Source organism: Pirellulales bacterium (assembly GCA_019694435.1).
Lineage (GTDB): Bacteria > Planctomycetota > Planctomycetia > Pirellulales > JAEUIK01 > JAIBBZ01.
Genome location: JAIBBZ010000009.1, coordinates 30,901 through 56,252, shown reverse-complemented (window position 1 = coordinate 56,252; position 25,352 = coordinate 30,901). Strand labels below are relative to the sequence as shown.

Below are 25,352 nucleotides of genomic sequence, written 5' to 3'. Positions count from 1 at the left end.
AGGGGCCGAGCGTCACGATCCCTTCAGGTTGTACTTGTCGAGCCAGGCGCGAAACTCCGACAGCTTGAGAAACTGTGTCTTCGCACCGAACAGCTCGGCTTTGAGCGGTGAGCCCTCGTCGGGCACCACGACCTTCAAGCCCGTGTCGTACAAGTCGCCGTCCGGCTGGCCATGCTGCGGGAGCATGGCCTTGATCGTTTCCTGGTCGTCTTTCACCAAGGCATTCAGCAGCCGCACGCCCTGGTAGCCCATCTCGTACGGGTTCTGTACGACCATCGCGTCGATGTCCCCTGCGGACATCTGCTGGATCGCCAGCGGCTCGGCGTCGAACACGACGACGTTGTATTTCGACCTCGATTGCGTTTCGCGGACGACGTCGACGATGGCGGGGGCGTTGTACGACCAGATACCGACGAGCGTCGTCAGGCCGGGATGGTTGCGGATCGCGTTGCGCACGTTTTCCCGGGCACGCGTGCGGTCATTCTCATCGCCCATCTTGTCGAGTTCTTGAAACTTGTCCCCGGCACCCTCGCAGAAACCGCCGATCCGCTCGATGGCGTTTTGGGCGCCGGTGCGGCCGACGAAGGTGACGAATTGCCCGCCGTCGGGACGGAGATTGCGGGCCGTGATACCGAGTTGCCGGCCGCCTTCCAGATTGTCGGTGCCGATGAAAGCGAACCGCGCGTCGCGATACTTGCTCCGATCGACGTCGGAGTCGATCGTGACAACCTTCACACCCCGGGTCTGGAGCTTCTTGAGCTCGTCGGCGATGGCGGCATTGGCCGCATCAGTCACCGAAACCGCCACGCCCAGGATGTCGTTCTGCGTGTTGTACTGCCGCAGCCGATTGATCTGGCCGCCGGGGGTCGCGTCGTTGTTGTCGAGCGCGGCGTTGACACCGAGTTCCTTTGCCGCGGCTTGAATGCCCACGCGCACGGCGTCCCAAAACGGCGAGTCGCCGTTCATCAGCAGGACGATCCGCCCGCCGGCAGCGGGTGTCGAGGACGCGGAACCCGAATTGGAACCGGTCTCCGACGAACAGCCGGCGCTGGCCAGGCAACCGGCCAGCAACATCAATCCCAGCGTCTGGGCGCGCAACATCACCGGTAGCTCTCCCGTGCGAAGCATGTCACACCAGCGCCGCCGGCGGCTGCTCCCCATGCAGCACGCCTGCCGGGCAGCAACTTATTCCGCGGCGGTCGTGGCCGGCGAAGCAGCAGCCGGAGTCGTGCTCGCGGCGTCGCCCGTCGCGGCCGGGGCCGGCTCTTCGTGCTTGCAGCCCGCTGCGACACACATCCCCGCCAGTACCATCAACGCCAGCAATCCGCGTAGCGATTTCATCGTCTTCTCACCTTTCCGTCGGAGTTCGATCCAAGCTCTGGTGTTTGAGGTAAGCCCCGGATTTTAAAAGCCTTCCAGCCGATTCGCAAGTTGCCCGTAGCTGCAAAGGTGCTCGCCGTTGCTTGCTGGGCGATTGGTACCGGTCAGGCAATTTGTACCCGCTGCGGAACCCATGACAGGGCCCGCGCGCTTCGCCGAAGTCAGTTGACCGAGGTTCCGATAGGTGGAATGACCTCGTCGTGATCCTCACTTCCGGCAAACTCCGCCATGAAACGCAACCGGGCCGGTCGCTCGCCAACGACCAGCGCCGCCGAGGCCGCAGCTTCGCGCAGCCAGCCCTTGCAGGTAGGGAACTGGCTGCTCGAACAACCGCTCGGTGCCGGCGCCTTGGCAACCGTCTACGCGGCACGGCCGTCACAAAGCCCGGGTGCCCCGTTGGCCTATGCGGTCAAGCTGCTGTCGCCGCGCTGGCAAGACGAACCGCGCGCCGTAGCGCTGTTGCGCCGCGAGGCGCTCGTCGGCCGAACGGTGAGCCATCCGAATCTGGTGCCGGTGCTCGCGGCGCACACGCAAGAGCCGCCCCATTTCCTGGTCATGCCGCTGCTGGAAGGCCAATCTCTCGCCGCGCGGATGCGCTCGGATTGGTCGCCGCCCTTGGCGGTGGCGTTGTGGATCGGCCGCCAATTGGCCGAGGCGATTGCCGCGTTGGCCGAGGCCGGTTGGATTCATGGCGACATCAAACCGGCCAACGTGCTGCTATCGCCCCGCGGTCACGCCACACTGATCGATCTGGGATTTGCACGCCGGCCCGACGAAGAACGTTGTGCCGCCGATCGGCCTGTACTGGGCACGACTTCGTACATGGCGCCCGAGGTGTTCAGCTCAAGGCTCCAGGCGGATGAACGCAGCGATCTCTACAGCCTGGGTGTGACACTCTACGAGCTGTTGGCGGGCCGGTTGCCATTTCCGGGCGAATCGGCCGAACAGGTCGTCGCTTGCCAGCGTGGGGTCGCACCGACTTCGTTGCGATCGATCGCCTCGAATGTTCCTGCGGCGGCAGCGGAATTGATTCACGCCTTGCTTGCAAAGGAACCACTGCGGCGACCGCAAACCGCGCGCGAAGTGGCAGACCGGCTGGCTTCCCTGGAAATCGAAACCTTGCTCGACGGCCGACTGAGTTCGAGCCCGACTACGGCGACGCCCCGCGCGACGTCCGGAGCGGTTCGCGGTCCTCATCTGCAGGAAGCCGCCAACCTTGCCGGTTACGATGGCAGCTTCGCGCCCCGGTAGCTCATGTCGAGCACGTCCATCGGATGCAACACCCTCAGCGGGCGACGCTGTGTCCGGGCCTCGCGGGCAATCTGCAATAAGCACCCGGCGTTCGCGGTAATCACCCATTCAGCGCCGGTCGCGTCGATATTGGCCAGTTTGCGGCGTGCCAGGCGCCCGGCCATCTCGGGTTGCGTGAGGTTGTAGGTCCCCGCGGCACCGCAGCACAGCTCGCTCTCGACCAGCTCGCGTAGTTGCAGCCCCGGCACTTGGGCCAGCAGGCGGCGCGGAGCCTCGCGAATCTTCTGGGCATGGGCCAGGTGGCAGGCGTCGTGATAGGTCGCCACCGCGGCGATCTCACCCCGCGGCGCGATCAGACCCAGGCCGTCGAGAAACTCGTTGACGTCCTTGACCTTGGCCGCGAGCTGCTCGCGTCGCGCGGCCTGAGCGTCGTCCCAGGCGTGGCCGTAATCCTTCAACATCGAGCTGCACCCGGCCACATTGACGATCACGGCGTCGACCTCCGGGGCAGCGAAGGCGGCGACGTTGTCATCGGCCAGGGCCCGCGCCGGTTCGGCACTGCCGGCGTGGTAGTAAATCGCGCCGCAGCATTTTTGAGCGCGCGGCACGACCACGTCGCAGCCGTTCTGCTGCAACACCCGGGCCGTGGCCCAGTTCGTACCACGAAACATCACGTCGGCCACGCAGCCTGTGAACAGCGCCACACGCGCGCGGCGCGGGCCGATCGCCGGCAGAAACTCGGGCAGCTCCGGCTCGCTCGCGCCGAGCGGCGGCAGCATCTGCACGAGTTGCCGCAGACGGGGTGGCAACAGCCCGATGAGTCCCAAGCTCTCGGCCAGGCGCATCAGTCCCAGCCGCTGCGCGAGGCGCGCCGGCCAGAGCGCCGCGCGCATCCGCGCCGGATGCGGAAACATGCCGAACAAGATCCAGCGATGGAACCAGTCGGACGACTTGGGCGGCAGGTCACCGCCTTGTTCCATCGCGGCCCGAAACGGCTCGATCAAGCGGCCATATTGCACGCCCGATGGGCAGGCCGTCTCGCAATTGCGGCAATCGAGACACAGGTCCAAGTGGCCGCGCACCTCGGGAGACAATTCGAGGCGTCCATCGGTCACGGCCCGCATCAGATAGATGCGTCCGCGCGGGCTGTCGTTCTCGTTGCCCGTCTCGAGAAACGTCGGGCACGACGCGGTGCACAAGCCGCAATGCACGCAATCGAGGAAGTACTCGTAGTCGATTCCCGCGCCGGGATTCTTGCACGGTGCCGGGGATGCGAATTGCGGTGCGGTCATCGCTGCAGGGGCATGTGGGGCGTGACGTCGTTCATGAATTAGTACACAAATCGTCCCGGGTTGAGCAGACCCCGAGGGTCGAACTGTTGCTTGACGGCGGTCATCAAGTGCCGCGCCGCGTCCGGTGGCCCCCAAACCAGCTCGGGCGTGCGCAAATGATCGTCGGCCGATGCGAGCACGACCGCGTGCCCGGAGGCGCGCTGCACTTGTGGCCAGAGGAATTCGCGCCACAAGGCCGGCCCTGGGGCCAGCGCAGTCTGCGGCAGCCGCACGACGCAGATGCCGTTGCCCGCGTGGGCCTGGATCGAAGCATCCGGCATGCGCCCGCGAATCGCCGCCACGAGTTCGACGAGTCGGCTGGGTAAGACGGACAGTTTGACGACGGCTGCCGCGCCGCGGTCCAGCGCGCTAGCGGCCTCGGGAAAATCGGTCAGGCGCTGCCAGCATCCCGGCACCTGCTGCTCGGCAACGACAGTCGCCGCCCCGACGCCAGCGGAACGCCACTCACGATCGATCTGCTCGAGCTGCCAGGCAACCTCGACGTGGGTACCCTCGAAGCCGAGCACGACGCGTGCCGGTAGAGTCGCGTCGAGCCCCGCCAGCGCCGGATCGTCCAGCCAGTCGGGTCCGGCCAGGAGTTCGACAGCCACAGGCGTAGTCTGCGAAGTGGTCAGCCCGCCTAGCACGCGCTCGGCCTGCTGCCAATCGGCCACGCAGCAAGCGGCCAGCGCCGAGGCCTCTACCTGCGGACGGACCTTGAACGTGACCTGAGTGATGATGCCCAGTGTCCCCAGCGAGCCGGTCAACAATTTACAGAAGTCATAGCCGGCGACATTCTTGACCACGCGGCCGCCGCCCTTGAACGCCACGCCCCGGCCGTCGACCGCCGAGATTCCGATTACATAATCGCGTAGCGTGCCGTAACCGAATCGCCGCGGCCCGGCAGTATTCGTCGCGATCGCACCGCCGAGCGTGGCCTGCTCCGAGCGCGGTACGTCGATCGGCAGCCGCTGCCCCTGGGCCGCCAATGTCGTCGCCAGCGTGGCACAGGAAATCCCCGCCTCGACGGTGATCGTCATGTCCCGGGCGGGGTAATCGACGATGCGTTGCAAACGGTCGAGCCGCAGCCCGAGCCCCGGACGACCCGCCTTTGCGCCAAACTCTAGGCTCGTGCCGCCACCGATCGGGTAGATCGCCGTATCGTCGTGATAGGCGCGCTCGACGATCGCGGTCACCTCGGCCGTGTCGGCCGGGTGCAGCGTCGAAGTCAGCGGTATATGTCCAGCGGTGTCGTGCAAGGTAAGGCTGGCGAAAGATTGGAAGCAGATCAGTGTAGCTACCCAAGTCGCCGTGGACAGCGACCCCAGGCAGGAGAGGGTAGTAATCGCAGCCCGACCCAGCGCTCGATTAAACGGCCGCGCGCCGGCCTGGATGCATCTGCTCCATGCCACATGCTCCGGCCGTGGGCAGCATCTTCTTGGGGCTCAGGCGGCCGAGCGGATTGAAGGCCTGGCGCAGTCGCTCCATCGTCGCCAGGTCATCGGCCGTGAACAATTTGGGCATGAAATTGAGCTTTTCGACGCCGATGCCGTGCTCGCCGGTGACGCTGCCACCACAGGCGATGCAAGCCTCGAGGATTTCCTCGCTGGCCGCGAGCACGCGGCGCACCTGGTCCTCGTCGCGCTCGTCGAACAACAAGATGGGATGCAAGTTGCCGTCGCCCGCGTGGAACACGTTGACGATCCGGATGGCGTGGCGGCGGCCGATTTCGCTGATCGTGGCCAGGATTTCCGGCAGCTTCGTCCGCGGCACGACGCCGTCTTGCGTGCAATAGCTCGGGCTCAGCCGACCAACGGCTCCGAAGGCCTGTTTCCGCGATTTCCACAGCAGTTGGCGCTGTTGGATCGTTTCGGCCTGGCGTACTTCGCGCGCGCCGTTGCTCATGCACAGCGAGCTGATCCGGTCGCGCTGCTGGTCGAGGCCCGCTTCGAGCCCGTCGACCTCGATCAGCAAAATCGCCTGGGCATCGAGCGGAAACCCGAAATGAAACGCGGCCTCGACCGCTTCGAGGATGCCCTGGTCCATCATTTCGAGTGCCGCCGGAATGATCCCCGCCGCGATGATCGCGCTAATGGCGTTTGTCGCGTCGGTCACGCTGTCGAACACGCCAAGCATCGTGCGATAGCCTTGCGGATCGCGGGTCAAGCGCACCCAGACCCGGGTCGCGATGGCCAAGGTGCCTTCGCTGCCGACCATGATGCCTGGCATGTCGAGTCCCGCGGCGTCTTCGGCTGGCCCGCCCAACTGGACGATCGATCCGTCGGCCAGCACGCATTCGACCCCCAGCACGTGATTGACGGTCACGCCGTATTTGAGCGTGTGCGGTCCGCCGGAGTTCGTGGCGACATTACCGCCGATCGTGCAGGCACCCTGGCTCGAGGGATCGGGGGCATAGTGGTAGCCCGTGCCCTTGAGCTTCTGCGTCAGCCATACGTTGACCACGCCGGGTTCGACGATTGCGTACCGGTCGCGCAGTTGAATGTCGAGGATGCGGTTCATCTTCGTGAGCACGATCATCACCCCGCCGTCGACCGGCAGACAGCCTCCGGCGAGGCTGGTGCCGGCGCCCCGGGGCAGAAACGGCACGTCGTATTCGTTGCAAAGCTTCACAATCGCAGAGACTTCCGCGGTGCTGGCCGGAAACACCACGGCGTCCGGGCAATTCTTTTCGATCACGAAGCCGTCGCACTCGTAGACCAACAGCTCGGCATGGTTCGCCAGCACGCGCTCGCGGCCCAACAATTCACGCAACTCGTCGATCAGCTTCGGCAGACGCAGGGCAATCATCGGCAACCGGTTTTGACAGGTAATTCTCGAGTCGAACCAGGCAAGGCGGATTGTAAATGCCAACCTGCTAGCAGGCCAGTTGCCGAGGTTCGTACCCCGGCGGCAGCAATGCCAGCAACCTGGCGTGCTTGCAGAAGCACGCGATTTCGTCTGGGGTCCGCGGGCGGCCCTGGAGTAAACTCCGCGAACCATTGGGGGAACCGCCCTGCCTGCCCCGTCCGCGCGTCATCGCCCGATCATGTTCGCTACCAGGACACTCCTGCTGATCGTGGCCTGCGCGGGAATCGCCGCAGCGGCCAACGCATCGCCGCCGCCGGATGCGTTGAACGTCGCCGCGGGCGAGTTGACGGTCGAAGAGCCGCTGGTGATCGATGGCGATGCCTACCGGGTACCTGGCTACGGCGAGCCGCAGCAGCATTTCTGGCCTGGCCCCTATTTCCCGCAGGGATTTGCCGGGCCCACGCCCGCGGTGCGCAGCCCCTGGCAGTGGACGTTGCTGCCCGACGGACTGTTGTACCGGTCGTACCTGGCCGGCCCGAACGAGCCTCGCTTTGGCGGCGTGTTTCAGCACACCGAGGGCGTGGGCAATTTTTGGGACATCACCCTGGGCGGCCGCGCGGGCATCGTGCGTTACGGCAACAACAGCCTCGAAGCTCCGGAAGGCTGGCAATTGGATATCGAGGGCGCCGCCTTGCCGCGGCTCGATCTGACCAGCGAGCGCGATCTGCAGTCGGTCGACTTTCGCTTCGGCGTGCCGATCACCTATGCGGTGGGCGCCTATCAAGCCAAGGTGGCCTACTATCACCTCAGCTCGCACTTGGGCGACGAGCTGCTCGAGGACGACCCGACGTTGGTGCGAGACAATTACAGCCGCGACGTGCTTGTACTCGGTCAGGGCTACTTCCTGACGCCCGATGTGCGGCTCTACGGCGAAGTCGGCTATGCGTTCTACACCTCGGGCACTGCCGAAGCCTGGGAGACGCAGTTCGGGGCCGAATTCAGCCCCGCCTGGCCCACCGGCATCGCCGGGGCGCCGTTTGCGGCCGTTAACGGCTACCTCCACCAGGAGTTAGACTGGGGAGGCAGCTTTGTCGCCCAGGTGGGCTGGCAATGGAGGGGCGACTATAACCGGCATTTGTTCCGGCTCGGTTTCCAGTATTTCTACGGGCACAGCAATCAATTCCAGTTCCTGACGCGTATAGAACAGCAATACGGATTCGGGATCTGGTACGACTACTGAGCGGTGGCTCCCGGCCTGCCGGGGTTGAACTGCAAGGAACGCACACGCATGCGGCGAGCATGGGCCAACCACCGGGTATTCTTCCAGGAATTCCGCAGAAACTTTCACACTACCGGGGCCGTGCTGCCGAGCGGCAAGAAACTTGCCCAGGCGTTGACGCGGCATTTGCACCCCGGCGCCGACCAGCACGCCACAGCTCCTGCGCGCCGGCTGCTCGAAGTGGGGCCCGGCACAGGCGCCGTGACCGAAACGATCATCGGGCAAATGGGCCAGGCCGACACCTTGCACCTGGTCGAATTGAACGAGGCGTTCGTCGAGCGGTTGCACCACCGCTTCGAACACGAACCGCATTTTCGCCGCGTGGCGCCGCGCGCCCAGGTGTTCCACTGCGCGGTCGAACATTTGCCTACTGAGCCGACGTACGACGCGATCGTCTCGGGATTGCCCTTCAACAACTTCGAGCCGGAACTGGTCGAACAGTTGCTGGCCAGTATGTGTTCGTTGCTGCGTCCGGGCGGAACGCTGTCATTCTTTCAATACGTCGGCGTCCGTCCCGCACGCTCGTTCGTAAGCAATGCTCGCCAGCGTGCGCGGCTCGCCGGTATTGGCCGGGCTTTGGAGCGCGCGCTCGACCAGCACGAAGTTCAGCGCGAGCTGGTCTGGTCGAACGTACCGCCGGCATGGGTGCATCACATGCGCGTCGAATCGGCGCTGCGGAGCTAGCCGCGCCGTCGCCGGCGAGCCAGGCTCGCCCAGCCCAACAGGGCCATGCCCGTGGACAGCAGCGTCAGGCTCGTGGGCTCGGGCACGATCTCGTTCGTCAAGTTGAACGCCAACGATTTGTTCGACTGAAAGAAGCTGCCGTTGGCGACCGAGTATTGATGCGCATTGCCGCCGGAATTGGCGCTTTGTGCCCAGGCCCAGTCGTTGCCCCCTGAATTATTCGAGATGCCCAACCAATAGGTGGTGCTGGCCGTCAGGGCCACGTCGGCGACAACCGCGTCGTACAAGTACAGCATGCGGCCGGAAAATGTCGTGCCGGTGGCGGTCCGCGTCAGGTTGAGAAGATTGAGCGTCGTGTTGACCGTGCCGGGGGCGGCAGCGTTGTTGTTGTAGACCTGGATCGTAAATGCGTCGGCCGCGGGGACCGTGCCGGTGTTGTAGATGCCCCACCAGTGCACATCGCGAATCACGTTCTGACCTGCGCCGAGGCTGAAATTCTCAGCGGCCTCAGTGAAGCTCACGTGGTTGGCGTCGGCGAACAACGCCCCCTGGGCTGGGGTCGGCACCAGTTGCGGTGTGCCGTTATTGAAAATCACTGCGCCTCGCGCCGCGGGCAGAACCATGACCAGGAATCCCAGCACCAGGAGCGCCGGGCCGCACTGGACGAAGCCGTCGTGACAAATCGAACTCATTCGCAAGGGAGCCAGCATCCGTTGATTCCTCTCTTAGCAGTGGTTCGTGAAACACCAAGCCCGACGAGCAGGACGAGCAGAATGAAACAACCGACTGGCGCTACTCGCGCACAGGCCTGCGCCAACGAATCGGTCGGCAAGATGAACGAGAGAGTGAGCCCGGCGAATTACCGTGTTGCCCGGAGCAACAGGGGCGATCGCGCGATTCCGAACCGGCGCGACCGAAGACTCACTTGTTCCGACGCACTAGCGATACTCGAAGTCCTGCGAAAATCACCGTGCAATGAGCGTTATCTTCTCGATTGCGCCTGCCGATGCAAGTCAAATCGAGACCCAGGCAAGACGCGCAGCCCGCCCCGGAGCGCGAGGGTTGATTGTCTGGTGCGGAATGCGAGGACAAAGCTTGTTTGACCGCGACGCGAGGCCTATACTTCATCGATAACTCGTGTCATGGTTGACAGTTGCGCCGAGGCTTGGCGGACCACGGCGCCGGCGTGCCCGGCAATCGCCCGGCCCCGCGGCGTTTCAAGACGGAGGCATATCGTGCGGAAGCGACTCGTAAGCTGCGTCGTGTTGGCGGGCCTGTTGCTCGGATTCTCGCTGCCGTCCGGCGTTCTGGCCGATCCTGCGGCGGCCCCCGCGGCCGATGCGGCCGCCGCCTCGCAGGATGAGTACTACGAGCTCTACAAAGTGCTCGTCGACACGATGGATCAAGTCGAACGGAACTATGTCCAGGACATCAGCCGCCGCGAGCTGATCGAAGCCGCGATCCAAGGTGTGCTCCAAAAGCTCGACCCGTATTCGAGCTATATCAGCCGCGAGGAGATGAGCAGGTTTCGCGACAGCGTCGAAAGTCGTTTCGGCGGCATCGGCATTCAAGTCGGCATCGAAGACGGACACCTGATCATCCACACCCCGTTGGTCGGCACGCCGGCCTACCGCGCGGGCCTCCGCTCGGGCGATCGAATTACGGCCATCGAGGGTGAAAGCACCGAAGGCATCACGATCGATCAGGCGGTCCAGCGGCTCAAGGGCGAGGCCGGCACCGAGGTGCACATCACCGTGCTGCATCCCGGCGATGAAGAGACCGAAGAGGTTGCGCTCAAACGCGAAGTGATCGAGGTCGAGACCGTGCTCGGCGATCACCGCAACGAAGACGACTCGTGGAACTTCCTGCTGGATGAAGAACGGAAGATCGGCTACGTCCGCATCACAGCCTTCAGCCGCGAAACGGCCGACGAATTGCACCAGGCCATGGACAGCTTAACCAAGCAGGGACTGCGCGGCTTGATCCTCGACTTGCGGTTTAATCCCGGCGGACTGCTCACTTCCGCCATCGAGGTCAGCGATATGTTCATTGCCGATGGCCGGATCGTCAGCACCAAGGGACGCAACACCGACGAGCGCGTCTGGGACGCGGAAAAACCCGGAACTTACGAAGGTTTTCCCATGGTCGTGCTCGTCAACCAATATAGCGCGAGCGCCAGCGAGATCGTCTCGGCCTGCCTGCAAGACCACGGCCGGGCCATCATCGTCGGCCAGCGCACCTGGGGTAAAGGCAGCGTACAGAACGTCGTCGAGCTCGAAGGCGGACTCAGCGCCTTGAAGCTCACCACGGCGAGCTACCAGCGCCCTAACGGACATAACATTCACCGCTTCCCGGATGCCAAGGAATCGGACGAATGGGGCGTGAAGCCGAATGACGGATTCGAAGTCAAGCTCGACGACGAGCAATTGCTGGCCATGGTCGAGCACCGGCGGCAGCGCGACGTCGTCCAGAGACACGGCAAACCCGGCCAGGACGCCACCCAGCAAGCGGGCGACGAGGCCGGCAAGACGGAGGCCGACGATCCGGCCTCGGCCGATCCGCAATTGCGAAAGGCGCTCGAGTATCTCCGCAGTCAGATGAGCGCCGACCAGTCGTGACACGCCGTTTGCTGGCGCTGGAATCGACCTGCGACGAAACGGCCGCCGCGGTGGTGGCCGAAGATCTGGCCGTCCTGGGCGCGGCCGTCGCCACCCAACACGAGTTACATGCCCGCTTTACCGGCGTCGTGCCCGAAATCGCCTCGCGGGCACACGTCGAGTCGATGCTCCCGGTGATCGATCAGGCGCTGCGGCAAGCACAGTGCACGCTGGCCGAGATCGATGCCGTGGCCGTGGCGACGACCCCCGGTCTGGCCGGTTCGCTGGTCGTAGGACTGGCGGCAGCCAAGGCGCTGTGCGTGGCGCTCGATGTGCCCCTGCTGGCCGTCGATCACTTGCAGGCTCACATCTACGCCTGCCGCATCGCCGCCGGGCGCGAGGTCTTTCCCTGCGTGGGTCTGATTGTCAGCGGCGGTCACACGAGCCTGTATCGCTGCGACGGGCCGCTCGATTTTCACTTGCTGGGCTCAACCATCGACGATGCCGCAGGCGAAGCGTTCGACAAGGTGGCCAGCATGCTCGGGCTCGGATTTCCGGGCGGGCCGGCCATCGAACGGGCAGCGACAAACGGCGACCCGCGCGCTTACGACCTGCCTCGACCGATGCTCCACGAGCCCCATCTGCAATTCAGCTTTAGCGGGCTGAAGACCGCGGTGCGTTACGCCATCGCCGGCCCGGGACGGATTGATTTTTCCGCGTTGCGCCTGCCCTCGGAAGACGTGGCCAACCTGGCGGCCAGCTTTCAAGCCGCGGTCGTCGAAGTGCTGGTGGGCAAAGCGCTCGCCGCACTGCGCAAAACTGGTCACGGGCGGCTCTGCGTGGGCGGCGGCGTGGCGGCGAATCGCTTGTTCCGCGAACAGCTTCGTGACGCGTGCAATCGGCAGCAAGTCGAGCTGCATATCGCGCCGCCCGAGCTGTGCACGGACAACGCCGTGATGGGCGCGATTGCTTTCGAGCGCCTGCGGGCCGGGCTCGTCGAGCCACTCGACATCGACATCCAGCCGGGCCTGCTGCGCCCGACCGTTTCCAACTGATGCGGTGCACATGCCGTCGAACGAAAACGCCGCCGACATTGGCTGCCGGCGGCGTCGAGTTGTCGTGCCACTGCGGGTGCGCTGCGCGGACTAGAAGGTGCCGCCGCCGGTACCGCCCCCCGAGCTGCCGGTGCCGCCACCAAAGCCACCCCCACTGAAGCCCTGCCCGCCGGTGCCGCCCGAGCCCGAGGAGGTCTGCCCCGTGGCAAAGTTGAACACGTTCACCTCGCCGACGCCGGAGAAGATTGGCGCCCCGCTGAAACGCACATACCGGCGATCCGCGGAAATGACGGCCCGAGCAAACAACCGCGCGCCTTCGGGCAAGGTCACGATCACCGGTTGATAGCCTACGGCACTGTTGCCGATGTTTCGGGCGGCCAGGTTGCGAGCCACGGCCAGGTCGCGCAGCGACGAAGAGTTTTGAGAACCCAGGGCGTTAATCTGCTGGTTCAACAGTTCTTGCCGAATCTGCAACTGCTCGCCGGCCGCGGTGGCCACAATCTGATCAGACAGCGACTCGGTGCGCCGTCCATCGGCAACCTGAAACTTCACGACGGCGTCCGACTCGTCGACCGGAATCTGTTCGCGGTGGACCGTCTGATTCTTGGCGCCATAGTGATTGTAGACCTCGACGGTCACCTTGCCGGCAGTGACCTTGCCCCAGACGCGCCGCAACAACATCCGGTATTCGCCCGGGAAAGCCTTGGCGCAAATGTAGACTTCGCGGAGCGATCCCTGCGTCGTATCGCCTTGTTGTGGAATCGCGTCACCCAGCAGGGTGCCACCCGCGGTCGTCCGCGGATTGCGGAACGAGCAGACCGTGCCGGCCGGCTCTTCGACCATCACATCGACGTCGGCATCGCCAGTCCAAGAGACGACGACGACGACGTCGCGTGACACGGCATCGTCGAGCTGGGCCAGATAGGCGTCGGCCGCCTCCTTCTTCCCGTCGTTCTCGAGCTTGTCGAGCGTGGCGGCCGCAACGCGGTGGGCTTCGTCCCACAAGGGCGCGTCGGCGCCCGTCAGCACCATACCCAGCAGATTGGTCGTGGCCCATTCGATCGCATCGACGTCGTTCAGACGTTGAGCCAATTGCAGTCCCAGTGCATAGGGTTCGTGCCGGCCCGGCAGCGATTCGGCTGCCTTGCGGAACAGGGCCAAGGCGCGAGCTTCGTGTCCGGTGCGGCCGAGGTAGGATGCCACGTACAGCAGGTCCATGGCGTTGTCGCTGAAATCAACCGCCGACATGAGCGACCGTTCGATATCGGCCGCGGGCTTGCCGGCGGCCTCCATCGCGATCCCCAAAGCTTCGTACATCCATGGTTGCGGATGGCCGTGCGTGAGCGCCGAGTTGATCAGGGCCACGACGTGCTCGAAGCGTTGAGCCTTCATCAAGCGCCGCGCCGCGTCGCGCACGGCGAAGTCGGTCGGATTGTGCTGGCCGAAGTATTCATTCCACGCGACCGCCGGATCGGCACCCTCGGCAACGGTCAATTCAATCTTGGGAACGCGCTGCTCGCCCGGCTCGCCGGCAGCCGGCTGCGCGTCGGCGCGCGTGGCCGGCGCGGTCGCGCTCGCGGCGTCCGAAGCCGTCTCGTCGCTGGTCCCGGCTGCATTGGCCGCGGCCGGTCTGTCGCCCGATAGGCGCAACTCGTCCTCGACGGCAAACGCCTGGAAGCCGTTGCCGTTGGCAGGCAGCAAATTGCGGAGGGCGTTGTTGCGCAGCAGGTTGTTGCCGACGTTGAACTGACCGCCGCCGCCAAAACCGCCACCACCACCACCGAAACCACCGCCACCGCCGCCGAAGCCGCCGCCACCGCCACCGAAGCCACCACCGCCGCCGCCACCGCCGAAACCGCCGCTGGCACCGCCACCGAAACCGCCGGCGCCGCCGACGTTGATCGGCCTCACGGGCACCACCAGATCGGCCACCGGATAGACCTTGGTCACCAGCCGCGTTTCGGCGTCTTCCTTGCTCGTGATCAGCAACACCTCGTTGTCGATCACGTAGGTCAGCTCGAGGTCGGTGAGAATCAGTTTCAGGGCGTTGCGCAACGTAACCCCCTGCAGCGAACGATTGATCGGCGTATCGGACCCGATGGCCGCGTCGTCGAGGGCCCGTTGGTTGATTTCAATCTCGATCTCATGTCGATCGCCGAGGTAGTTGAGCACGTCGGTCAGCGGCGTATCGACGAATTCCAACTCGGTCGGCGAATCCAGCTCGCGCTGAATCTTCTTCTCGGCCTCATTGGTGCTCGACAAGTCGACCGAGGCGAACTGCTTGCGCCGCTCGGTCAGCAGCCGCCAGACTTCCGGATCGGGATAGACAATCGGCGGTTCATCGGATGTTGGCACGTGCGATCGTTCGACTGCTTCCAGGGCGTCGACCACCGCGTACCAGCGCTGCACGCGCAGCTTGTAAGCAATATCGATCGCACCGCCCATCGCGGCAAAATGCGCCGCCTGGGCCGCGATCCGCCCGCGAGTATCGATATCGCGGGCCTGCAACGCCACGGCGCGGGCATCCTTGAATCGCTCCTCATCCATCAAGGCATTGAATCGGGCGATCATCTGGGTGAGCTGCTGTTCCCGGACGTACAGCGCCTGGTTGATGCGTTCGCGCTCACGGGCTGCCGCTTCGAGGGCCTGCTGATTGATCACCTGTTCGGTGCTGACGACTTGTTGTGCGGCCGCCTGGCGCAGGCCCGTTTCGATCAGCGCCAGCAACTGCTCGCGGAGCTCCGGATCGAGTGCCGGCGCCTGCCGGACTTGTTCCTGCATCAGCGTGAGGCTGCTCTTGGCCACGTCGGGCTCTCGAGCCATGATCGCGCGGGCGTTGTTCAAGGCCTGTTGCACCTGGGCCTGAACGGCCTCGTTCAAGATGCGATTTTCCTCTTCGACTTCATTGAGGAACTCGCCGCTGTCGTCGGCCAAACCAGGATCTTCCGTGACGACATCGCCTTCGCGCACGGTGCCGGGCACGACTTCTTCGACCGGCGCCGGCGGTGCCTGCCGCGCGAGCCGCAGGTCACCCGGCTGCCCGGCGGCGGGCTGGGCCGCGGTTCGATTGCCACGCTGCATCGAGGTCCCTTGCTTGCGGGCGCGCGTCACGGCTCCCACCAGGGCCATGGTCTCGGGATCCGTCGGCGAAATCCGCTTCGCCTCGGCGGCCAATTGCTCGGCCTGATCCAAATCGCCGGTGGCGATCGCCTGCTGGCCGAGTTCACGCAGATCGCTGACCTGCCGATTCATCATCTGACGCACTTCGGCCAACCCGGCGACACCCAGGGTCGGAACGCTCAGCCCGCCATCGTGCGAGGCACGCTCCACCAGCTTGGGAAGAAACGACATATCGTCATTGGCCGGCGTCGGAGTCACCGTCCAGTTCAGGGCATGCGCTTCGCCGCGCTGTTCGCCGGCGATCTCCAGTTCAAATGGCTCGCTCGCGCCGCCGACACCGTACAGCACGGTTTCGCGATCAGCTCGCAACGGCAGTATCTCCGCCGGATAAACGGTCTGGAACGATTCGGGCAGTCGCACACTGCCGGGCCACATGACCGGCTCGGTCGTTGCAGCCGCGAGGAACTGGCCCGCTTCGGCGGCGGTCGTCTGAGGCACGTCGATCGAGAGCATGCCGCCGGTTAGATTCGCGAGCACGGCCAGCAATTGATTGTCGGTCTTGGGGCCAATCGCCAGGCTCGACACCGGAGCACGTTGCGCGACGAATTCGCGCGTCAGCCGCTGCATTTCGTCGGTGCCGACGAAAGTCCCCACGCTCATGCCATCGCCGATGTAAACCACCGCGCGATCATGTTCGGCTTGTTGTGCCGCGGATACCGCTTTCGCAAGCACCACGCCCATGTCGGTCGAACCCAGCGGCGCGCGGCCGGCGAGCTTGTTCAGCGCGGCGGTCATCTCGTCGCCCGCAGCCGGTACGAACCCTTCGCAAAGCGGCACCGCATCAAGATCGACCGCCATCAGGTGCACGCGGTCTTCCGGCCCTAGCGCCGCAAGGTAGGCACGCAATGCGGCCAAGGCCTTGTCGCGGACGACGCCGGTCTGACTGGCCGACGTGTCGAACAGCACGACCACATCGTGCGCTGCAGCCGCCGCCGGGCGCTCTTGCGGACGCAAGGCAAGCACGAAATACGATTGGCCATCGTCGTTGACGAATTGACCCAAGCGAGCCGCCTCTTGGCTCGCGGGCGCAGGCTCAGCGGCCTGGGCCGTGGCCCACGCGCAGCAAGCCGCGAGGCCCAAGAAGAATGCAGAATTGCGAATGACTTGCGCCATGACTGGAGAACTCCGTGTGAGATCTCGCCCGGGGCGCGCCGTCGTGTTCCGCGCGACGACGCAGTCGGCTGGGTGTGCGAGCTGATCAACAGCCGGGCTAAGCGAACTTCGCCTATTCTATTCAGCCGTAAAGCTTTCCACCAAGGAAAATCCACCCCAGACCGCGGTTCCGCAGCGGTCCCGGAGCCCGTCTGGCCGCTACGATCGGCGCGGCTGCTCTAACAAGGCCCAGCGACGGGTCCGGCCGTAGGCCGCAGCCGCCGTGCCATGGCCGCCGGCCGGGGCCAAGAATTCGGCTACCTGCGGGGAACCGTCCGTTGAATTGCCTTGGCAATGGCGACAATTCCGCGGGAAGGCAGGGGCGGTACCCACGATCAACGAAAAACAGGGTGAGCGAACCGCTGCAGCGGCCCGCCCACCCTGTCGAGGATGAGGTCGGTTCGTTGATTGGTGGTCCCGTCGGCCGGGTGCCAGCGGCCGACGACGACCGGCGTGTTACAGTCCCAGGTGCAGGTCTTCGGGCATCACCGCTGCCTGCTGAGCGGCCTCAACCGCGTCAGGGGCCGGACGATGAGGCTTCAGAACCCGCGCCAGATCAACCAGGCTACCCCCCAGGTGCTCGAGAATGACTGCCGTGGCATCGAGCAACTGCTGCGCACCTCGCGCGGCCAGCGCACGCTGCTCTTCAACGGAGAGCGGCGGTCGAGCGGGGGCGGCCACGGTGCGAGGGAAGCTGGCGGTTTCCCGCGCGACGAGACCAAGATCGGCCGCATCGAAGGCCGCTGCCGGGGCCGGACGGACCCAGACGCCCGTCACCGGCATGCCTAAACCGCCGCAATCACTTGGCACGACGCCATTGAGCCAGGAATTGGCGTAGAAATCGCCGATCGGCGCGAATCGATCTGTCGCGGGCTGAGCAACGCTTGTGCTGCCCTCGCGATGGTTGATTGCCAGGCAATCGTCATTTCCCAGGCTGTGCCGGGGATCGGCCGCGAGCTCCACCGAGTCGCCCACGCGCGGTTCGTCAGCAGCGACAGGAGCCTCGTTGTCGCCGCGCGAATAGCCGTAGGCAAATCCAAAGTCCATGCTCCAGGCCGCCGATTCCATCGCAGCCACATAGTCGGCATAAAACCGCTGAACGAGCTGCCCCCCCACCGTGTCGGCCGCCAGCGCCAGAATCACTTCGAGCGGGCTGCCAAACGCCGTGCAGCCGAGCGTGTCACGCGGCGCGGGGGTTTGGTCCTCGAACTCGGCCGAGGGGATGAATTGGGCCGCCACCTCGGGTTCGGCCGCAACAGGTTCGCCAACGTGCCAGTTGGCCTGGCCGCTCAACAGCACAATCGTTCCGAGGGCCTGCACCTCGCTCCACTCGAGCGGGTACATGACTTGACCGGCCGTCACCGGAATTGCCGTCATGACCTGTGCACTTGCGGGCACGGCCTGTGCTCCCAGGCAAAGGAGCACCGCCGCGACCGGAGCACCAATCAATCTCGACCACCGCATTGCCTCATCCTCCCTTGGTCGGTTTCGTTTGGCGTTCGGACGCAAGCGGCCGGGGCCGTGTAGCTCACGCTGTGCCACTCGACGCCCTGGCTGCTAGCAAAAAATATCGGAGCACCAAAGCTGGGGGCATTAGGCAAACAGCAGCCATTGCGCAAACCTGACCGCTCGCGAAAAGCGTGCGTTGCGCGCCGATTTTTTCTCAACTCGCCGCAAGCACGGCGCACCAGCTTCCTGGCGCCGCATCGGCTTTGCACGAATCGCGATGAGCGAGCTATCGCTCTCCGCGCGGCCGCGCGGTTTGCATATGTTTGGCTACGTAGACGCGAATTTGCGGAATTGCTGGGAGCCGACGCGATGACTCAAAAGACACTAATGGCCTGCGGCGCATCGGCATGTGCCGGTGCGCTCGTCGTGCTGCTGTTGGGCGGGCAGATCGATTGGCGATCGGAAGTCCGCGCACAGGCCCCGCAAGCGGCGCGTCCGCAGCAAGGACGCTTTGCGCCGCCCCCCTCGGCGCCGCTGGAAGCGATTCGCTCGGACGAACTGGCGGCGATCGACGCCGACCCGAACTTGACCTCGGAAGAGCGCATCTTCGTCCGCGTGTATGAGATGGCCAATCGCAGTGTGGTGAACATCAACACCCGGGTCACCAAGACCGACGCGTTCTTGCTGTTTGATATCCCGGCCGAAGGCGCCGGCTCGGGCATCGTGATCGACAAGCAGGGCCATGTGCTGACGAACTTTCACGTTGTCGACGAGGCCGAAACCATCCAGGTAACGCTCTTCGACGGCCACGAGTATGAAGCCAAACGCGTTGGCGGCGATGCGGCGAGCGACATCGCCGTGCTGAAGATCGAAGCCCCGCCGGAGTCGCTTTTTCCCGTGGTTTTTGCCGATGCCTCGAACCTTCGCGTCGGCCAACGGGTGTTCGCGATCGGCAACCCCTTCGGACTGGAAAGGACTTTTACGACGGGCGTGATCTCGAGCCTCAATCGCACGCTACCCACGCGCAGCGGCCGGACGCTCAAGTCGATCATTCAGCTCGACGCGGCCATCAACCCGGGCAACTCGGGAGGACCGCTGCTCAACACGCAAGGCCGGCTAATCGGCATGAACACGGCCATCGCCAGCAAGACCGGCCAGAACACCGGCGTGGGCTTTGCGATCCCGACGACGATCATCGAGCGGATCGTGCCGCAACTGATCGCGCGGGGCCGCGTGATCCGCCCCGACGTGGGTATTGCCCGCGTGTTCGAAACGGAGAAGGGCCTGCTAATCGCCGCGTTGACGCCGGGCGGCCCCGCCGAGCGTGCCGGCCTGCGCGGCCCCAAGGTCGAGCGCAAGCAGCGCGGCCCGTTCGTGTACGAACGCATCGATCGCGGCGCGGCCGACCTGATCGTGCAAGTCGACGAGACTCCCGTGACTTCGGCCGACGAATTCCTGACGGCCGTCGAACGGCACGAGCCGGGCGAAGAGGTTCTGTTGCTCTTCATGCGTGACGGCCAGCGCATGCAAGTGCGAATTCGGCTGGCGTCGAGCGAGAACTAACGGGTGCCGAACTGCGTAGAATTCGGTGCTTTCTGGCTGCAAGTAGGCGGTCGCGCAGCCGGGCAAAAAAGTTTTTCGAGTTCTCGCAAAAGCGTGCTTGACGGCTAACGCGCGATCGATATACTTCAGGGCTCGCCAGTGAGGTTATGTGCTAGCGGGAATCGCGGCAACGCGAGGACCAACAGCACCTCAGCTCACGGGCGAGACCGGCGGCTCAGCCGTCGGTTCTGCTCTTTGGCAATTCGGTAGTGGCCCCAAGAAAAATCAGCCAAGACGGCGATGGTTCTGTGCTGGGCGGGCGTCAGCCTGCTTGGCCTGGACCGCAAAGTCGGGGAGCTATGGGCGCGTACACGACGTGCTCCAGAGCGGCCCCAACAAACCTTTCGGTGGCTCATAACCTCAACCCGCCCTTTCGGGGGAGGGTTGAGATGCAGTCAAATTTTTGAAGGGTTTGATCCTGGCTCAGAATGAATGTTGGCGGCGTGGATTAGGCATGCAAGTCGCGCGAGAAGCCCGCAAGGGTGGAAAGCGGCGAAAGGGAGAGTAACGCGTGGATATCTGCCCCCCGGACCGGGATAGCTGCGGGAAACTGCAGGTAATACCGGATGATGTCTCCGGACCAAAGGTGTGACTCCGCCAGGGGATGAGTCCGCGTCCTATTAGCTTGTTGGTGGGGTAACGGCCTACCAAGGCGATGATGGGTACTGGGTGTGAGAGCACGACCCAGCTCACTGGGACTGAGACACTGCCCAGACACCTACGGGTGGCTGCAGTCGAGAATCTTCGGCAATGGGCGCAAGCCTGACCGAGCGACGCCGCGTGCGGGATGAAGGCCCTCGGGTTGTAAACCGCTGTCAGAGGGGATGAAATGCGCGGAGGTACTCCTCCGTGTTTGACATATCCTCAGAGGAAGTACGGGCTAAGTTCGTGCCAGCAGCCGCGGTAATACGAACCGTACAAACATTATTCGGAATCACTGGGCTTAAAGGGTGCGTAGGCGGCGCGGAAAGTTGGGTGTGAAATCCCTCGGCTCAACCGAGGAACTGCGCCCAAAACTACCGTGCTTGAGGGAGACAGAGGTGAGCGGAACTTAGGGTGGAGCGGTGAAATGCGTTGATATCCTAAGGAACACCGGTGGCGAAAGCGGCTCACTGGGTCTTTTCTGACGCTGAGGCACGAAAGCTAGGGGAGCGAACGGGATTAGATACCCCGGTAGTCCTAGCTGTAAACGCTGAGCACTGGATTGGAGAGTCTTCCATAACTTTCCGATCGTAGCGAAAGTGTTAAGTGCTCCGCCTGGGGAGTATGGTCGCAAGGCTGAAACTCAAAGGAATTGACGGGGGCTCACACAAGCGGTGGAGGATGTGGCTTAATTCGAGGCTACGCGAAGAACCTTATCCTAGTCTTGACATGCACGGATTAACCCTGTGAAAGCAGGGCCACGCCTTCGGGTGGAACGTGCACAGGTGCTGCATGGCTGTCGTCAGCTCGTGTCGTGAGATGTCGGGTTAAGTCCCTTAACGAGCGAAACCCTTGTCACTAGTTACCAGCGGGTCATGCCGGGGACTCTAGTGAGACTGCCGGTGTTAAACCGGAGGAAGGTGGGGATGACGTCAAGTCCTCATGGCCTTTATGACTAGGGCTGCACACGTCCTACAATGGCATGCACAAAGGGACGCAAAGTCGCGAGACCAAGCAAATCCCAAAAAACATGCCCCAGTTCGGATTGCAGGCTGCAACTCGCCTGCATGAAGCCGGAATCGCTAGTAATCGCGGGTCAGCATACCGCGGTGAATGTGTTCCTGAGCCTTGTACACACCGCCCGTCAAGCCACGAAAGTGGTGGGTATCCGAAGTCGCTGAGGTAACCGCAAGGAGCTAAGCGCCGAAGATAAACGCCGCGATTGGGACTAAGTCGTAACAAGGTAGCCGTAGGGGAACCTGCGGCTGGATCACCTCCTTTCTAAGGATGATTACCGCTTCGATGGTGACATCGTTGCGGAACCATGGACGCTGTTCTTGGCAAACTTGTGGCCCGTCACTCACCAACCTCGGTTGGGCCGTGACAAACTACCGAATCAACCAAAAAAAGGCCCCCGGGAGGCTAGCCAGCTCCCGGGGGTTCTTTTTTTCTCCGCTACCGGCCTAGGCCGTTCGCCCGGATCGAAGAAATCTTCGTCAACTGACCGCGCAGCAATCGCCAGGCGCGGGTAGGTTTGTGACGCTGTGCCCCGCGCGACGCGATTTTTCGGCTTTCCGGACCAATCGGACGTTGCAAGCGGACGCCTCTTGCGCCTATCGGCTAGGGCCGACCGAACGCCGGCCCAAAAGCTAGCCGGAGGGATTCACTCATGTGCCGTCGTCGATTGCGATTGCTGCCGGGTTTTGAAGCGGTTGTGCTGACCGTTGCGCTCGTACTCTTGGCCGGGACCCCGGGCCGGGCCGAAGACCTGGCTGCCCGGCGGCTGCGCCTCAAGGCAGAACTGAGCTCTGCGCTCGACGCCCAGGACGACTATCTCTCGGTGGGGCCGCACGGTCCCGGCTGGAAGGCCTGGCTCGAAACTGAGGAGCTGCGAGCCCAGCTTGCTTCGCCGGCCGGCCCCGACCTGATCACGCTTTACGAGCATGACTCGCGTTACCACGAGCGGCTGCCGGTCTTGTGGCATCCGCCCATTTCCCGGGTTCGCGGCTCGCTCGCCGGCTTGTTACAAAATTCGCCCGAACCGACCGCCGGCGAACTGGCGGCCCGAATCACCGAAACGGCCAGCGCAACGCCCTTGCCACCGCTGCCGCTCGACGCGCAGCATCTGCAGCTCGAAGCCGCGCTTGCTGCCCTGGATCGCCACCTCGCTGGATTAGCGCGACCGGGTGCCGATTGGCGCACGTATCTCGAGCTCGATGCTCTACACGCGGAACTGCAGCGCGGCACCGAAGCGCGGCTCGAAGTGCTGGAGGAAGCCCTCGGCCGGTTCACAGCCGGCCACGCGGGGCTGGAGCGCAGCCAACTCGCGGCGGTGCGCGTCGCGCTGGCCGACTACTGCCGCTCGCTGCGTGCGTTCAACCTGCCCGACCGTGAATTGCAGGTGCGCAGTCAGCTTGCCAGGCTCGCCAAGTATCTCGAACGGGCCGAAGCCCGCCGGCGCGGCAATCCGCAGCGCGATATCGGCGAATGCCTCGCCTGGCTCGATCGGCACGGCGTGCGCACCGCGGAGATGCGTGCCGTCGAACGCCGGTTCTTGCGGCCGAACGTCTATGTGCAAATCGCCGACGAAGTATTTCTCAGCCGATTCGAACGCCAGTTGAGCGAACAGATTCCGCTCCGCGAATCGAGCGGCGGCGCAGTCATCACGGGCCAAGGACACCTGGCCGGCCGCGTGGCCATGCAATTGGTGCCCAATGACAGCGTCGCGGCGTTCCGGATGCAGTTCACCGGCACGCTCGACACCAGCCTCGACGGCCGTAGCGGTCCGGTCGGGTTCTCCGGGCACGGCCGCACCCAACTCACTGGCGAAACGCAGTTGATCGCCGACGGCGAAGTCGTCCGTGCCTTGCCGACGCAAACACATGCCGACACGCAACTGGCGATCGACGGTGTGTGGTCGAGTTTCCGCGGCCCCTTGCGCGACCGAATCGCGCGGCGAATCGGGTGGCAGCGGTTGGTCGAAAGCCGCCCCGGCAGCGAGCAGCGCACGTCGCGGAAAGCCGCCGACGATCTCCGCCGACGATTCACCGAGGAAGGCACCCGGCTCGTGGCGGGCATGAACGAGCAACTGGCCCGCGATCTGCGCGCACCGCTGACCAAGGAACGGATCTACCCGCGCGACGTGCGGCTGTCGACCACCGCCGCGCATTTGTGTATGCAAGGAACACTCGCCTCGCCCGCGCAGTTGGCCGCCGATAGCTGGCCCCCGGCATTCGACGACACGGCGGCGCTGTGCCTGGCGATGCATGAATCGGCGGTCAACAACCTCTGCAATACGACGCTGGCCGACCGTACGATCCAATCGCACGAACTGTCCGGCGTGCTCGACCAGGTCTTGGGCGAATCGCCTCAGGGCTTCGAAAACGTCGCAGGCGTACCGTGGTCGCTGACCGCGGCTCCGGCCGACCCGCTCGAGGTGGACGTCGCCGCGGACGGCGTGAAAATCACGGTCCGCTGCGTCAAGATCACGGCCGGTGCGGAAGAGATGAACATCCCATTGGCGGTTTCGGCCCGCTATCGACTCCAACTCGACGGCGACGCGGTCCTGATGCAGCGGCAGGGGCCGCTGGAATTCCGCGGGCCGGGCATCGCCTTCGGCGACCGCAATGCGGAACTCACCGACTCGGAAACCGCGGTCATCGAGCGGTTCGAGATGCTGTTCCAGGAACAGTTGCGATTCACCATGGCGCAACTGCCCATCGATCGGAAGCTGACCGAGAACTTCGTGCCCAAGTCACTCGACTATGGCGACGGCTGGGTCGTGCTGTCGTTCGATTACCGCGAGGGCGCACCGGTACAGCCCCCGGCGAGCACGACGACTGCCGCGGTGCGCTAAGCTTCTGCCCTACCCGGCCGCAAACGGCCGCTCCTTCAGCCGGACGACGACGGGTGCCGTGTCCGGCGGCGGAACGTGACCAGCGACACAAGCCCCAGCGCCGCCAGTACAAACGTCGACGGTTCGGGGCAGAGTTCGCAGTCGACGAGCGTCACGTTGTAACGGTCGAGGTCTTCCGCACCGTAAACCTTGTCCAGCGAATCGATCCAGCCTTGCGTCGGCGCGCTCAGCCAGTTGAACGTCGACTTGGTAATGTCGAAGTCGTTGAGCGTGTCGCCCGGCGGCGGCAGATCGCTCAAGTACGAGCCGGTGTAGCCCCAAGTGAAGCCCAGCAGCGGGGCCACGACATAGCTGTCGTCCGAGGCCAAGGTGTCGTTCGCACCGAGATTCTCTTCGCAGACGCAGACGAGCCAGGTCTCGAACTCGACGCTGACGATCTCGTTGTCTTTGATCGTGAACAGGCTGGTCGACGGCTGATCGAAGAACGTGGGGAATTCGCCTTCGTCGTAGTAGACCAGGTAGTCGAACGCATTGTTCGGCCCGACGTAGCCTCCTGGAGGCGTATCGACGTACGGCGCATCGACGATCGTGATGCCGTCGCCCCGCCAGGCCAAAGGATCGTCGTCAAACACGATCGCCTGGATCCAATGCAGCTTCCAGCCGTCGGCCGCGCCGGCGAACTGGCCGTCGATCTGCACGCCCCCCGTCGCGTTCGCGGCATCCTTGTACGAACGGTAGTGATCGATCTCGATGCGGCCGAGATGGCGCGTATCGCAAAACACATTGGCCGCGTACGAATCGTCCGTGCCGAAGATCGGCGCCGCGACCGATTCCTGGAGCAACCAAGAGCCGAGCAACCCCACGCACAGCACCGCCCACACGCAGCGTTTCATGAGCTCACTCCTTGGCCGGGGAGTCAGGGCGCGCTACATACCGTTCGGCGTCCGGCGACGTTCGAGCCAGAATCCCTGCGCCAAGCGGAAAGCGCCCGTATTTCTACGGCTTGTACCACTACCGAGGGGCGTCCGCAAGAAAAATCTGTCAACGAGAATACCCACACAACGGGTGGGGCGACTGCGTGCGGCA

16 protein-coding genes and 1 rRNA gene are annotated in these 25,352 nt (G+C 64.3%); 8 read left to right on the top strand and 9 right to left on the bottom strand.

The window, feature by feature from the left end; translation table 11 throughout:
* Window positions 1-12: 12 nt before the first annotated feature.
* Both K1X74_09470 and K1X74_09465 read right to left on the bottom strand, forming a co-directional pair.
* Window positions 13-1,128 (bottom strand): substrate-binding domain-containing protein, encoded by a 1,116-nt coding sequence (locus K1X74_09470; GenBank protein MBX7166561.1) that lies wholly within the window; start codon window positions 1,126-1,128, stop codon window positions 13-15.
* Between the two features lie 57 nt (window positions 1,129-1,185).
* Window positions 1,186-1,341 (bottom strand): hypothetical protein, encoded by a 156-nt coding sequence (locus K1X74_09465; protein ID MBX7166560.1) that lies wholly within the window; start codon window positions 1,339-1,341, stop codon window positions 1,186-1,188.
* A gap of 267 nt (window positions 1,342-1,608) precedes the next feature.
* Between K1X74_09465 and K1X74_09460 the strand changes: the two genes are divergently transcribed.
* Complete coding sequence (locus K1X74_09460; protein MBX7166559.1) at window positions 1,609-2,631, top strand: serine/threonine protein kinase; 1,023 nt, start codon at window positions 1,609-1,611, stop codon at window positions 2,629-2,631.
* Here K1X74_09460 and K1X74_09455 read toward each other — a convergent pair.
* From K1X74_09455 to K1X74_09445, 3 genes are all read right to left on the bottom strand, one after another.
* Complete coding sequence (locus K1X74_09455; GenBank protein MBX7166558.1) at window positions 2,604-3,923, bottom strand: 4Fe-4S dicluster domain-containing protein; 1,320 nt, start codon at window positions 3,921-3,923, stop codon at window positions 2,604-2,606. The genes K1X74_09460 and K1X74_09455 overlap by 28 nt on opposite strands.
* Before the next feature lie 38 nt (window positions 3,924-3,961).
* Window positions 3,962-5,221, bottom strand: coding sequence for an FAD-binding oxidoreductase (locus K1X74_09450; protein MBX7166557.1), 1,260 nt, complete (start codon window positions 5,219-5,221; stop codon window positions 3,962-3,964).
* A gap of 109 nt (window positions 5,222-5,330) precedes the next feature.
* Window positions 5,331-6,770 carry an FAD-binding protein gene (locus K1X74_09445; GenBank protein ID MBX7166556.1) on the bottom strand — a complete coding sequence of 480 codons (1,440 nt, stop codon included), beginning with the start codon at window positions 6,768-6,770 and terminating at the stop codon, window positions 5,331-5,333.
* A gap of 238 nt (window positions 6,771-7,008) precedes the next feature.
* On the opposite strand from K1X74_09445, the gene K1X74_09440 reads away from it, so the two are divergent.
* Both K1X74_09440 and K1X74_09435 read left to right on the top strand, forming a co-directional pair.
* Entirely contained in the window at window positions 7,009-8,010 is a 1,002-nt protein-coding gene (locus K1X74_09440; GenBank protein ID MBX7166555.1) for a DUF1207 domain-containing protein, read from the top strand.
* A 48-nt stretch (window positions 8,011-8,058) separates the two neighbouring features.
* The gene (locus K1X74_09435) at window positions 8,059-8,733 is read left to right on the top strand and encodes a methyltransferase domain-containing protein (protein MBX7166554.1); all 675 of its coding nucleotides are present in this window, start codon (window positions 8,059-8,061) and stop codon (window positions 8,731-8,733) included.
* Here K1X74_09435 and K1X74_09430 read toward each other — a convergent pair.
* The gene (locus K1X74_09430) at window positions 8,730-9,443 is read right to left on the bottom strand and encodes a PEP-CTERM sorting domain-containing protein (protein ID MBX7166553.1); all 714 of its coding nucleotides are present in this window, start codon (window positions 9,441-9,443) and stop codon (window positions 8,730-8,732) included. The genes K1X74_09435 and K1X74_09430 overlap by 4 nt on opposite strands.
* A 525-nt stretch (window positions 9,444-9,968) precedes the next feature.
* On the opposite strand from K1X74_09430, the gene K1X74_09425 reads away from it, so the two are divergent.
* Complete coding sequence (locus K1X74_09425) at window positions 9,969-11,351, top strand: S41 family peptidase (GenBank protein ID MBX7166552.1); 1,383 nt, start codon at window positions 9,969-9,971, stop codon at window positions 11,349-11,351.
* Complete coding sequence (gene tsaD / locus K1X74_09420) at window positions 11,348-12,385, top strand: tRNA (adenosine(37)-N6)-threonylcarbamoyltransferase complex transferase subunit TsaD (GenBank protein ID MBX7166551.1); 1,038 nt, start codon at window positions 11,348-11,350, stop codon at window positions 12,383-12,385. Before K1X74_09425 ends, tsaD begins: the two co-directional genes overlap by 4 nt.
* A 90-nt stretch (window positions 12,386-12,475) precedes the next feature.
* Here the strand turns inward: tsaD and K1X74_09415 are convergent, their stop codons facing one another.
* Window positions 12,476-16,678, bottom strand: a complete 4,203-nt coding sequence (locus tag K1X74_09415; protein MBX7166550.1) for a hypothetical protein — start codon at window positions 16,676-16,678, stop codon at window positions 12,476-12,478.
* A 495-nt stretch (window positions 16,679-17,173) separates the two neighbouring features.
* Window positions 17,174-18,115, bottom strand: coding sequence for a hypothetical protein (locus K1X74_09410; GenBank protein MBX7166549.1), 942 nt, complete (start codon window positions 18,113-18,115; stop codon window positions 17,174-17,176).
* 420 nt (window positions 18,116-18,535) lie between these two features.
* Here K1X74_09410 and K1X74_09405 point away from each other — a divergent pair, with 420 nt between their 5' ends.
* From K1X74_09405 to K1X74_09395, 3 genes are all read left to right on the top strand, one after another.
* A complete protein-coding gene (locus K1X74_09405) occupies window positions 18,536-19,729 on the top strand; it encodes a trypsin-like peptidase domain-containing protein (protein ID MBX7166548.1) in 1,194 nt (397 codons plus the stop codon).
* Between the two features lie 439 nt (window positions 19,730-20,168).
* A 16S ribosomal RNA gene (locus tag K1X74_09400) occupies window positions 20,169-21,691 on the top strand.
* A gap of 388 nt (window positions 21,692-22,079) precedes the next feature.
* On the top strand, window positions 22,080-24,266 hold the full coding sequence (locus K1X74_09395; protein MBX7166547.1) for a hypothetical protein: 2,187 nt from the start codon (window positions 22,080-22,082) through the stop codon (window positions 24,264-24,266).
* Between the two features lie 35 nt (window positions 24,267-24,301).
* Here K1X74_09395 and K1X74_09390 read toward each other — a convergent pair whose 3' ends face one another.
* Window positions 24,302-25,159 (bottom strand): PEP-CTERM sorting domain-containing protein, encoded by an 858-nt coding sequence (locus K1X74_09390; GenBank protein MBX7166546.1) that lies wholly within the window; start codon window positions 25,157-25,159, stop codon window positions 24,302-24,304.
* Window positions 25,160-25,352 lie beyond the last annotated feature (193 nt).